This is a genomic window from Pseudomonas sp. Sample_9 (assembly GCF_004307535.1).
GTDB classification, from domain to species: Bacteria; Pseudomonadota; Gammaproteobacteria; order Pseudomonadales; family Pseudomonadaceae; genus Aquipseudomonas; species Aquipseudomonas mercuritolerans.
Map to the genome: position 1 here is coordinate 21,583 of NZ_RAZO01000352.1, position 13,702 is coordinate 35,284.

2 protein-coding genes are annotated in these 13,702 nt (G+C 63.0%); both read right to left on the bottom strand.

The window, feature by feature from the left end; genetic code table 11:
- Positions 1-12,501, bottom strand: coding sequence for a filamentous haemagglutinin family protein (locus D6877_RS20190; RefSeq protein WP_130911902.1), 12,501 nt, complete (start codon positions 12,499-12,501; stop codon positions 1-3).
- A 191-nt stretch (positions 12,502-12,692) separates the two neighbouring features.
- Positions 12,693-13,700 carry a substrate-binding domain-containing protein gene (locus D6877_RS20195; RefSeq protein ID WP_241662928.1) on the bottom strand — a complete coding sequence of 336 codons (1,008 nt, stop codon included), beginning with the start codon at positions 13,698-13,700 and terminating at the stop codon, positions 12,693-12,695.
- Positions 13,701-13,702 lie beyond the last annotated feature (2 nt).

Here is a 13,702-nt window from a genome sequence, read left to right on the forward strand (position 1 = left end):
TTACAACGTCAGCTGCCCACGCTCCTCCTCGGTCAGCTGCTGTTTCGCCTGTTCATCCAACGCCCCGGCGCCCAGCACCTGCACCGGGCTGTCCGGGTTATAACCCGGCGCTGGCGCGCGACTGGCACCATCACGCGACGGCGCCAGTTGCTCGTTGCCGAAGCTGAGCACCTGCACGGTGAACACCGAGGCCTGGTTCTGCCGCGCCGCTGCCTGTTGCTGCCGCGCGACGTCTTCAGCCGCTTGTGTAGCGGAGGATGCCGCCGAACTGGCCGAGGTGATCGCGCCGGTGTTGACCGCCGATACCACCGGCACGCCGGTTGCCTTGCCCTGCACCGAAATGTTCGCGGCATTGACCACCGTCAGCGCGGCGATGTTGACGTTGCCTGACACGCGAATCCCCGCCTCGCCGGCATCGATGGTGCCCAGTGGCGCGATCAGGTCGATGTTGCCCGGTGCCACTTCGGCAATCGGGTTGAGTGTGGCGATACCAGCGCCGGTGCTCGGCACCGACGGCGACAGCGTGACGTTGCCCCAGGTGTCGTAGACACGTTTTGGCGGCGTGTAGACCACGGTGGTTTTCGAGCCGCGACCGGCGTTGATGTCGCCCTCGGCGGACCAGCCGAGAATCGAGCCGCCGAAGGTGGTCATGATCCGGCTCTGGCCGAGCAGGATGCTGCCTTGGGAGTACAGCTGAATGTCGCCCGAGCCTTGGGTGATGATCCCCGCCGTCGACGGCGGCGCAGCGCCTTCGATGCCGAACACCTGACCACCGCCCGGCGTGAGCATCTGGATATCGCCGCCAAACAGCGTCTTGACCCCGGCGCCGCCGTACATCGTGATATCGCCGTCGTAGCGGATCGGATTGCCGGCGACATCAGTGGTCGGGAACAGTGCCGCAATGGCGTTGCGACCGCGCAGGTAACTACCTGTGCGCGGACCACTGGCATCGGTGTATTCCAGGCCACCGGCGCGCAATTCGGCGAAGTACACCTGGCGGGCGAAGATCGCCTGTTCGGTACTCGGCAGTGCGGAGAAGAACGCTTGCGCCTGTTGGTCGCTACCCTTGAAGCCATAACCGAGGCTCAGCCAACTCTGCAGTTCATCGACGTAGCTCTTGACCACTTTGCCCGGTTGCGCGCTGAGGGCCACCGCTGAATCCGCTACGTTTTGCGGGTTCAGATAACGCGCAATGAACCGTGAGTAATCCGGCCCCTGCACGCCTGCGCCGGCCTGCAACACGATGCTCGCCCCCGATCGGCTGTCTCCCGCCGCGATCGGTCCGAGGCTGGTAATAGCGGCCCGGTCCTCCATCAGGATGTTGCGCCCGGCATTGACATCCAAAAGGCCCGGACCGGCGATATCGAAGCTGCTGTAGAGAATGTCGCGCCCGGCAGATACGCGCGAGACATCCCGCGGGTCGTTGTGAATGAACAGGTTACCGGTCGAACTGACGCTTTGGCGGGTTCCGCCCAATTCCTCATTCGGCGCGATTGTCGGCTGCCCCAGGAAAGTACCGGACCCGACGATGTCGCGACCGGCCATCATCCACACCGGCCCCGCCGCTTCATACCAGGTACGCGCGGACGGGGAAAAGCTCAGGGTTTCGCCGCTGCGTAGACCGACCAGATCACCGGTCAAGGCATAGAAACGCGCCGGACCCTGTACATCACTCGACCCCGAGAAGGTATCTGCGCCAAACGCAAACAGCGGATAACGCAGGTTTCTGCTCGGGATCACACCATCGGGGCTGTAGTTGCTGACCAACGGCACGTTTGCAGTGCTGGCTCCGTATCCGGAGAAGGAAGGCGCAAACGGGGTCGCGATGGCTCCCGGGCTCGCGCCGGACTGATTGATCGCATAGCCGCCGGCGTAGATGGAGTCACCAGCCAGCAACGACAATTGCCCGTTTGTCGAAGGCGCCAGCAATAGCGAGTACCCCACCGCCGGGAACAGATTGCTCGCTGCACCAAAAGCGGCCGACGGTCCCACGTAGATGGAACCCTTGGCTGCAACGGCCCGAAGAATCGAGGGATATACAAAGCGACCATCAGTCGGCGAGCTGTTCATTGCGCTGACGGGTTGAGACAACGTCGTGCTGACTTCAGCCATCTGTGTGCTCGGTGTGAGATTGCCCCCAGCGGAAAACAGATCTATGGCCGTGTGCCCGGTCCACAACGAGAAACCGCTCAGTCCGCCACCCGCATGGACCACACCACTGTCAGTGGTGAACGGCGTGGAGTTCTGCAGCCTTACCCGACCCGGGTCCGCCGCGCCCCCCATCACCAGGTCGCCGCGTGTACTGATGCGCATCCCCGAATCACCCGGTATCAATACCACGCCACCGCCCGCCGCTCCGGTGCTGGCACTGAACAAATCGTAGGCTCTGGTTTCCCGGGCGTCCTGCTGGAATTGCTCGACGCCATATTGCAGGTTGATTGCACCCGCAGCAGCGCCGGTCAGCTGTGCCGCACCCCGCAGATTGATCAGGGCGCCTTGAAGGTCGTGTCGCGGCGGTGTCGTGCCGTTTTGCCCCGACCTCGCCTGCAATGACGGATTGAGCATGCCACCGAGACGAATGTCCATGTCGCCACCGCCAGTCAACTGCAGGCTACCGTCAGCGCCAACGCGGCCGGTGCTGCCCACCGCCACGATCAGTCCCTGACTGCGGGGATTAAGCAACTGATCGCCCATGGGCGTGAGCATGCCTGCATCCGCGCCAGCGCGCAGGCTGATATTGCCGCCGCCCAATGTGCCGAAGCCGGTGAAGCCGACCAGGTATGACCCGGTGTCGGTGCTCTGGTCCGGCAAGGGCTGCGTGGCGTAGCTGCCGAAGTTGATCCACCAGGCCGTAGGCAGATCCGCCTTGCCATCGCCCTGACGCCAGAGCCAGTTGCCCACAGCAACGCTGGATACCTGTTCGCGCAGTGGCGCGTTCATTACATAGCCGCGCCGCCCGAGCGTGTCCCCCGACACCGAGCCACCGGCACCGATGGTCAGGTTGCCGCCCATCTGCGGATACCACGCCTGATACAGGCTCTCCGAACCGCCATTGACCCATTTTTCGTAAGCACTGCCGGCGCTGCCCAGTATCGATCCATCGTCAGACAAGCGGCCGCGGGCCTGGTTGAAACGTGAATCGACATCGCTGGACTGAGTGCCCGCCGTATAAACGCCGAACGGTGAGTTCATGCTCAGATTGCCCGCGGCCATCAAATCCAGATCGCCAGTACCGGTGCGAAGCACGCTGAACATCTGCGAATGGGGACTGGCGTTTATCCCGCCCTTGTTGGCCAGGCAGTTCCCCGGGTCGATGTCGCACCAGAACAGATCGTCGTCACTGACCGGGGTTCCGGCGGGTATGCCCATCATGTTGCCATCCGCCCACAGGAACTTGGCCGGAGGGAGACAGACCCCGGGAATCAAATCGCACCAGAAACTATCCTCATCGCTGACAACGCTGCCCGCCGGATAACCCAGCGGGTTATCCGCCGACCAGGTGCTGTCGAGCTTTTTCTCAGTGACAAGAATCCCGAGGTGGGTGTCCGCCAGCCGCAAGTCACCGGTACTGGTGACGGGTTTCACCACCCGACTGTCAGCGGCTTGCAGGTCGGCACCCGCAACCATCCGCATCGACCACGATGCGCTGCCCGACGGCAACATGCTCGCGATCGCCCAGTTCGCGCCCTGGCGTGTACCGTTCAATGAACGAAGTTCGATAAAGGGTGTGTCGGCGGCCAGCACCACATCGGTCATCGACGGAATCAGGGAGCCACGCAGCAGCGCCAGCGCCCCATTCAACTTCACACCCACCGAACGCTGCTGGTCATCCAGAACACTGGGCAAAGGCACGCCTTTTGGCCAGAGCATGGCCTGCATCCCGGTAGCCTGACCGAGGCGGGTCCCGGCGCCGAGGCGGCTGCCGGCTGGCAATATCACACTGTCATTGAGCAGCGTTCCGGCGCCATACAGCAGGTTACCGGAGGCATCGTGTACGGCTGCGCTCAACACGGTGCCGGCCGGCAGAGTGTAGGTGCCGGCGAGCACGGCCTCGGTGGGCAACAGCGTACCGCTGGCGAGGACGGCGGCCTGGATCGGCAGGTCATAGTTCAGCTTGACGCCCGCTGGGAACAACGTGCCCTCGGCCAGCGTCACGCCTGCGCCCGGCACAATCAGATCGCCGCCAAACGGCTGGACGCCCGGTAGCAATTTCCATCCGGCATCGTCCACGGTTTCCGGTGGCGGCGCGAAACCATCGTTGATGCTGCCGTAGATATCCAGGTCCCCTCCGGCTCGAATCACCAGGCTCCCCGCCTCGCCAGAACCGTACACCGAAGTTTTGCCGGTGTTCGGGTTGAGACTGGCGTAGCGATAGCCGGACAAGTCCAGATCGCCCTGTACCACCAGATCGCCGTCGGCGGTTTTACTCGCAATCTCTACGCCTGGGCGCAAATGGAAGGCATCGGCATACCGCGCATTGTTCAACCCTGCCAGTTTGCGCTGCAACAGATCACTGTTGCCCAAGGCTGCATTGATGAACAGGTCGTTGTCACCGTGGATGCGGTTCAGGTAAGCCTGGTCGATGATTTGATAAGGCCGGCCGCTGGCCGCTGGATCCACCCCGTCGGCGGCATCGGTATAGCGGCGCACGGCATTGAGCCCGATGGACCGCGCGCCCTGGATGATCAACGCGCCAGGGGCGTCGATGGCGATGTCATCGGCGCCCAGTCGCGGTACGTTCAGCTCCAGCGTGCCGCGCAGGCGACCGTCATTCTGACCCGCCAGTGTGCCGACTGCCGCGTCCGTGCCATGGCGCAGGTCTATCCGCGCACCGGGAGCGAGTGTCAGCAGGCCGTCGCCTGAACTGAGTTCGACCATGGCCCGGTTGGGCGCGTCGATAATCTTGCCGTAACTGTCGACCCGCAGTACCCGACCGTGAGCATCCAGCACCGCACCGCCCGCCACATTCAGGCCATGGGCGGCGGACAGGCGAATGTTGCCGACCCGTTCGCCGCTGGCATCGACCAGGCCGTTCACCGTCAGGCTGCCGTTGTCTAGCGATACCGAGACCTCGCCCGCCCTGAGGCCATCGCCGACCACCAGATCGCCCTGTTTTAACTGGAAGCTGCGACTGCCGAAGACTTGGCCGGCGTTCAAGCGTTGGTTGAGCGCAGCAAACTGTTCATTCAGTGCGCCACCCAAGTGTTGCGCGCGGATGTCCACGCCAGCGGATTTGTAAGGTACCCACGTGCCGCCGGCATCGTAATGCCCTGTACTGCTGCCACGGATCTCACCCTGCAGATCGACCTCGCCTGCGGTGTCTGACAGTGCCACGACACTCAGATTGCCGGCCTGATTGTTCTGCGCCGACAGATCGATGCGCGAGCCGCTCGCCTGACGAATATTGCCGTCGCGGCTGTACAACGCCACGTCGCCGCCCCAGCTGTACTGGTTGATATCGTTGAATGGCAAGGTGCGGCCCGCCAGGTCCAGATTCGCCCCGCTCGTGAGGGTCAGATTGCCCTCGGCCTTGACCTGCAATTTGCCGCTGGCCAGCGCAATCCGGCCGTCGAGCACCACGGTACGCCCCTCCAGCGTCAGTTCGGCACCCAGTGCATCGGCGAGCGCCGTCCCGGCCGGTCCGCTCAATACCAGACTGCCGCCGGCCTTGAGCGCATTCACCGAGCCGGCCTCTCCGGTCAGCAGAGGTGTGCGCAGGTTCAGGTTGCCGCCGCTGTAGAGATAACCCTTGATCGGGTCGTAAGCCCCCTGCGTTTCATAAACCGCGAGGCTGCCCTTGTGGTTGGCGGTGATACGATCACTGGCGTTGAGGTTGACGTTGGCAAAGCCCAGCGCAAGACGAGCGTTCTGATCCAGGCCGTTGGGTTGGGAATAAGGGCCGTAGCCAAAATCGATGCGCTGAGCCTCAATGTCCAGCGTGCCGTGTCCGCTGCCCGCACCACCGCTGGCCACGGCCCCGGGCGCCTGAGTGGCGCCGTTCCAGATCAGGTTGGCTGTGCGGATGGTCGCCACGTCGCTCGTATCGCCCAGGCCGTACATCGCCGGGGTCGTGATGATCAAATTCTGCAACTTGCTGCGCCCGGTCTGAGGATCCACGGTGTCCAGCGCGACGCTGCCATAAAAGTTCAACGCGTCGCGAGCGGTCAGGCTGAGCGTTTCCAGGGCTGGCGCAGCAAACTGAGTATCGCCGCGCAGCAAGCGGTCCAGCACGCCCTGACTCAACGTCAGCCCGGCAGGCAGGCGACCGGCCGCCGCCAGTGTTTCAGCGGTACCGATGTTGACCGCACCCACAGCCAATGCCAGGTGACCGGTGCCGAAACGCACCGCTTCGGCCAGTTCGAACTGATTGTTGGTGGCCGCCGTAATGCTGCCATTGGAATAGAGCATCGCCGGATTGGCGCATGCCTGGTGATTACAGGTGCCGATGCGGATGCTGCCAGACGCAGTGCTGGCGTTGACCTCTGGCGCCAGCACATTCGTCCAGCCGTTGGACACCACCAGCAGACTTGCGGCGCCGGGCTGATAGACAAAACCGTTGGAGGAGTCGTACGGCACCTCGCCGCGGCCCAGGGAATTGATGCCGGCACCGGCCTCAACCGTGATGGCACCGTTGCCATTGTTGGTCCAGAGCAGCACTTCCGGTGCTGAAAGCAGCGCACCTTCACGCAAGGTGATGTTGTAGGTACTGCCCGTGAAACTGACGATATTGCCGGCCGAGCCGTAATTCACCGTCGGGCTCGCACCGATCGCCAGACGAGAAGCGCCGAGCCGGTTGAGCGTATCGGCACTCAGCGAGACGCCGGCAAAGCCTTTCGTGGCTGACTGTCCGGGGCCGAGAATCTCGAAGTTGGCGCCACTGCCGCCACGAATCACAGCCGTCCCGGACACGCCTCCCTTGGCGGCGGCGAAGGCGATCCGGCCATTGAAGTCCAGCGCGGTATCGTGATTACCCCCCGCGATGACAAACAGGTTGAGCGCTTTGGCATCCATGGGCGCCAGCGCACGCGGAACACCCCGGCGCGCTGCATCGCTGACGATGAACTGCTCCAGTGTGGTTTCGTTGTATTGCGAGTAACGCCGTAACACATTCGCCGATGTCACGATGACCTGGCTGGCGAGACTTTCCCGCACGCCGGTATTGGCAATCGACATCCGCGCACTGCTTGTCCACGAGCCGTTGCGCATTGCAACCGCGCCGTTGCTGGCGCCGGGGGCGGCCTGGCCGTTGACTTCGACCCGGAACGCGCCGGGCAGCAACGTGAAGGTGGAAGGCAACAGTGTATAAGTGCCTGCCGCCAACCCTGGCACGCCGGTGCCCAGGGTGATCTGCTGACCGATGCGCGGATCGACCGCTCCCGCTTCCCCCAGTATCGGTGCGTAGGCGCTCTGATCGCCCGGGACAATGGCGTACACCGGGTTGCTGGCCAGCCCCGGCAGACTGAACGTGCCATCGCTGGCATTGCGCACCAACGGACTGAACCGCGCATCGGTGGAGCCACCGCGACCGGAGACAAACCCGGCACCGCGCAAATCTCCGCCGCCCGAGAGGTCGATCAACGCGCCGGACTGCACATCCACGTACTGCGAGCGCAGGTTCACCCCGGCGCTGTCGCCACTGATGCCTTTCAATGTGATCGGTGCGCCGTTGTAAAGGTATTCGATACCGTCGGTGGTGCCACCATAAGGCATCACCAGACCGGCCGCACTGACCGACGTCGTACTGCCGGGCAACAGGCGCAGTTCCCGGGTTTTGATCAGCAGATCATCACCCAGACTGATCACGCCCAGAGGCGCACGCAGAACACCGCCCTGATGGATCCGGCTGGCGCTCATCGCCAGCGTGCCAAACACCGAGTACGGCAGCGCTGTCGGCGCCGTACCCTGGCCAGTAATGCGCAATGTCCGATGGGTATCGGCGAGAGAACTCTGACTCTGATAGCCGACCCGGACTTCGGCCGAGACCCCGCTCGCAGGGTAGATCTGCGCAGCGCGAAGATTCAGGTCCCCTGGTGTCCACAACTCTGACTTCACTTGGCCACTGACGGGCGCCAGAAACCGCACGTCCCCGGTGCTGGTCAGCGATACCTGATCAAAGCCGCGACGGCTGACCTCAACCGGGGCGTCTTTGTTCTGCAAGATCGACCCATGCGCGCCGAACGACAGGCTGTTGGCAATATCCAGAACGTTGGCATTCACGTTGAACTGCGCCGGCGAAACTTGCGCAGTCGGACTGTTCAGGACCCGGGGGCGAATGGTGTCCACCACGCCGTAATAAGTCCCCACACCGGATAGCCGCACGGAAGGCGCTGATAGATCTACCCGCGTCGAGTCGCTGGAAGTCTGCGCCAGCGACAAGGCCCCCGCATAGAGATTCAGACTCTGATTGATGTGCAGGTCGACGTCGCCGTCAAATGACAAGAGGCCGTTGCTGAACACGCTCAGATTGTCGAATCCGCCCGACATCAACGTATCGGTGCTCAGGCGGGCATGGCCGTAACGAAGGTTGTTCGCGGCGTCACCGGGCTTGAGGTCCAGGGGCAACACTGCATCGTCCGGCCCCTGGCCAATAACGATTTCCCGAGCTCGCAGAACCTCGGCACTCGCCTTCTGCGTAGCGTACAGCGGGGTCTCCAGGGCTACCTCCAGCCGTCCGCCGGCAGCACCGCTGCCACCTGAAGCAGCGCGCAGCTGACCATTGATCCACAGGCCGTTATAGGAGCTCAGGCTGATACGTCCGCCATCCGAGGCAACGCGAGTCGGCCCCTGCCCGGAGATGTCCAGCACGGCCTGCGTTCCGGAGGCATCCAGACGTGCACCTTCGCGCACAACCACAAACGCATCGGCCGCCGTCGCCGTCGCTCGCTTGGGATCGATTTCGCCGCCGATGATAATGCTGCCGCCCTTGTCGACCTGACCGTAGACCCGACCCGACGCATCGACAGCCGTGTGGGCACGCCCCGCAACGTCCAGCAGCGCTTGCTCGCCGATCCAGATCGAGCGGTTGTGCGCCTTGCTGTCGGCTTGTTGCTGTGAAGTGGCGACGTCGATCGAACCGAACTGTTGCTGACGTATATTCAGGGTTCCGCCCCAGGCCTGCAGTTCGCCTTCGAGGGTGATCTGCCCGGTCCCGCGCAGATTGATCCGCTGTCCGGGATCGACGGTGATGCGCGATGCGCGGCCCAGCGTCAGGGTGCTGGCGGTGTCGAACCGGTCGAGTTCACTCGAGCCGGCCTGCAGCGCCAGACTCGCACCGGCGCGCTGGCTCAGTACGCCCTTGAGCGGGTCTTCCTGATACAGCGTGGGCGTCCACAGTTCCATCGCCTGGCTCGGTTCGACCCCGCTGCCCGGATTCAGCGTTGTGTCTGCAAAACGGTAGACCGGCATCGTCACATCGATTTGTGTGCCCGCTGTCACCTCCAGCCCGTTCAGGCCGGTGACCCGGTAGGCGGAGAAACCGTTGTCGAACAACTCGGGCGTCAGCTGCAAGGCATGTTCGGGCAGCGTATCTGCGGACGCACCGATCCGCACCCGGTTGGCCTGGATAGCCAGCGCACCGCCGCCCGTCACGCCATGCCCGAAGATGTCGCCGGCCATCGTCAGATGCGAATCGCCCAGCGCGGAAATCGCGCCGGACTCAAGACTCACGTCGCCACCCTTGCCCCCCCGGGTCTTGCCATTGGCCAGAATCGCAGCACCGGACGACACATCGATCAAGCTGCCCGTCGCAACATCGATATCGCCACTGCTGCGGATCGAGATCCGGCCGCCGTACAGGTAGCCGAGACTTGCCACATCGTCCGGATTGGTGCGCAGATTGCTCCAGAGACCACGGGTGTCGAGGCGTACGTCCCTGGCGATCGTTACCTGCACCGGATCACCCGCCGGTGCCGCAATCAGCATGTCATCAAGGGTGGTGCTGCGCAGTTGGTTCAACACGTTGCCCAGGTTCAGACTGCCGCCGCGCGCCGTCAGGTTGGCCGCAACGCGGACATCCGGTGCGTACAGCGTGATGTCACCACCGGCGTCTACCTTGAGCGCGTCGTTCACTTCAATCCGCTCAAGCGCCGAGATCTTCAGTGCGCCGAGATCAAAACCATTGAGCTGGCCGGCGTCGAGCAACAACTTGCCCTGACGGTCTTGCGCGACGGCGCCGTTCAGCTCCTCGGTGGATTCCTCGTCCCGCCCTTCGCCGCCAATCAGGACCTGATCCAGCAGCGGATTGAGGGTGTAGCGCAATCCGCCCGACGCCGCCTGATAGCTCGGCAGATAACTGCCGACAATCAATTGCGCGCGCCGTGCCAGCGCAGTCTGGCTCTGCTCATAACCGTCGATGACCGCACGCGGAGCCTGGGTCTGTCGCTCACCCTGGAAAACCTCACCCAGCAGTTGCCCGCCCAGCACCGCGTTGACAGTGCTGACCAGCAGTTGTCCGGCATCGCGACCAACCGTGTAACCCGACTCTCTGCGACTCGACGGTGCAATCAGCGGGTTGTAGAACGTGCGGGTCTGGCCCCACCGCTCACTTTCATCCTCGTAGCCCTTGTACAAACCGGTGTAGAGCTGATCCCCCGGCGCACGCGAGACTTCATACAGGCGACCGTCTGCACCGCGCAGCCAGCTCTGTCGAATCTCACCGCTTTGCACATCGAGGGTGCCGCCGGACAGGTTGATCAGTGATCCCTTACGAGTGACCACGTCGTTGCCGGCAAAACTCACTGTGCCGCCCTGCGCCATCCACTCGCCGATGCCATGCCCCTGGGTGCCCAGATAACCGCCGACTTCCAGCAGGCCACCGGCCGTGTACCAACGGTCCGTCGCATAGCCATTGGTGCCGGCCGGCACGTAAACCAGTTCACGCACATCGACCCAGACATCGTTACTGTTGAGCGCGCCGTTCTCGCGGTTGACCGGCGCATCGCGCTGCTCGTTGCCCTGCACGTTGATCTTGATGTTGTTCGATTCCATCGCCACCTTGACGCCGACGGCGCCGGAAACGTCGATCACCGCGCCTTCGCCAACCAGGCTGCGACGCTGCGCGCTGACAGCGACCTGGCCGCCGGTGGCCAGGGTGATCGAACCGTTCTGGAAATCGACGCTGCCACCGCTCTGGAGATCGATACGCGACTGATCGCCGCGAATCCTGTTATTGAGGCTGACCCCGCTCAGGGCCGCCTGATGCTGACTGTCCAGCGCCGTCAGGTCGCTGCTGTCGAGCAGGACCGCCGTGACACTGCCGGGCGCCAGGGTCACGCTGCCGCTCGTGTCACTCGCCGGATTGAGCAAATGGATGGTCCCGCGAGTGGCGACCGAGGTGCTGCTCAGCAACACGCCGCCCTGCTCCACCTCATGCCCGGTCAGGGTGATGTCACCCGTGGCAGCCTGAATCAACCCGTTGTTGCTGACCCGCCCACCACTTTCCAAAGCCTTGAAGCCAGGCGTGACTTCGTTGCCGAAGGTTGTCGAAAACGTGTTGCCTTCCGTGCCTGAGCCTTTGCGGATGTAAAAACGATCACCGGCACCCAGCACGGTCTGGCCTTTGACGGTGTTGATGGTGCCGTCATTGATCACGTCTTTACCGAGCAACAGCGTATAGCCGCCGGCGTCGGTCGAGACGGCGGGCTTGTGGGTTTCAAGCACCGCACCGCGCTCCACCAGCACCTTGCCGGCGGCATCGGTGAACGTCGGTTGGCTGCCGTTGCTGTCGAAATACAGACCACGATCCCGGAACTGGATATCGGTGATATTGGCGGCGGCGGCCACCAGGTTGCGCACGTTTACCTGGCTGCTGCCACTGAACACGATGCCGTTGCGGTTGATCAGCATCACTGTGCCGTCGCCCCTGATCTGGCCCTGGATCTGACTGGCGCGTGCGTTCGGATCGTTGACACGGTTGAGCACAGCCCAATTGGACTGCTGAGCAAATTCGACAGTGGTATTTCGCCCGACGTTGAAGGTCTCCCAGTTGAGAATGGCCTTGTCGGCGGTTTGCTCGATCTTCACGTTGGTCTTGCCATCGGCTTGCGTCTGCTGCGGCCCCTTGGCGTTCAGCCAACCCTGGGTGAGGCTGTTGTCGACCTTCAAGCCGCCGTCGCCCAACCCGTCCGGCACGTTTTGCACACTGCCCAACGCCACCGCACGCCCGGCCGCCTGCGCCGCCTGTTGCGCGGCAATCGCCGCCACGGTGTTGTTGAGCGTCTGCAATGAACGCTGCAATTGCTGATTGGCTTTTTGCTGCTGCGCCAATGGTGGCGTCATCCCCGGCAGCCCTCCCATACTTGGTCGAGCGGCCGTCGCTTGTTGCGCAGCGCCCTTGGCGGCAAACCAGCTCGAACTGAACGCCGTTTGCGCCTGCGCACTGCCCGCCACCAGACAGAGCGCCACCGCGTGCGCCAAGGGCTTGAGCAGCCACAACCCCGGGTCGTTGACCTCACGCTTGAGATTTTGAGCACGGGTACTGCGACGGGATGGGCGAGCGAGCATCACTACGAGATCCTTTTTGATTGCCACATAAGGCTGCAGGCCAGCGAAAACCTGCTGTTACGACATAGGCAGTTGGCGCGAGGCACGACCGAACGGATGTCACACAAACTTCATGATTGAGGTGTAGATCGGCCAAAAAAAATGGCAGCAGCCCGAAGGCTGCTGCCATTTCATTGCGCGTGTAGCAGGACTTACAAAGGACGACCCACGCCGTTGCAGACGCTGGCGTTGTTGATGTCCAGGTTGTTGCCGGTGGAGTTGGTGACGAAGTTGGCGGTCACAGCGTTTTTCCAGTTGGTTGGAACCGGAATGAAGCCGTGGGCAGCAGTAGCGGCAGCGTTGCCCGGAATGCTGTAGTGCTGGGTCAGGAAGGCCTTCACGTCAGCGGCAACCGCTGCGTCCTTGTAGCACTGGCCGAAGATGAAGTTGGTGTAGGCCGCCATGGCATAGCCGGTACTTGGGTTGGCTACGACCGGTACCCACTGCGCCGGGTTGGATGGGGTGGCTGGCAGAGCAGCCGACGACAAGGCAGCGTTGACGTTGGCGCTGGTAGGCTGAACACCGTTGATGCGCGCCACAACGGCGTTGCTCGAGGCGTTCACACCGTCCGGACCGACATAACCGATCGAACCGTCCACAGCGTTGACGGCAGTAGCAACTTCAGCGGTGTTGACCACACCTACCCAGTTGCCTGGCAGCGGAGAGCCACCCAGACGAGCGCTGGTAAAGGTAGTGCCGACGGCGAACTTGCCAGGGCACACCGAGTTCAGGTGACGGGTGAGAATTTCAGTGGTGCCGCTGGAAGCCGTGCGATAAACCACGCGGATCAGTGTCGGGTCGGTTTTGGCGTCGTTGTTGAGTAATTCACCCCAAGTGATCTTGGCACCGGACAATGCGTCGCACAGTTGCGTGCTGGTCAGGTTGAGGGTGGTGTTGCCAGTTTTTTTGTAAGGGATCGCCACCGAGGTCGCAACCGATGGCAACTGAATCAGCGGGCCGTAGGAAGTACCGAAGTTGGCGGTGTAGTTGCTGAGTTCGGTAGCGCTGAGAATCGAATCGCTGGCAGCAAAGTGCACTGTGCCGGTGGTGCCAAATTGCGAAGCGTTGTTGGTCAGGAAAGCACTTTTGCCAATGCCGCTACCGGTCACGGCGTAGCTGAAGTTGGCAGGCAGGATGCTGTTGGCAGAACCTTTGTACAGTG

Coding starts and splice junctions, on each gene's coding strand:
- D6877_RS20190 (WP_130911902.1), bottom strand. CDS start 12,501: ATGCTCGCTCGCCCATCCCGTCGCAGTACCCGTGCTCAAAATCTCAAG.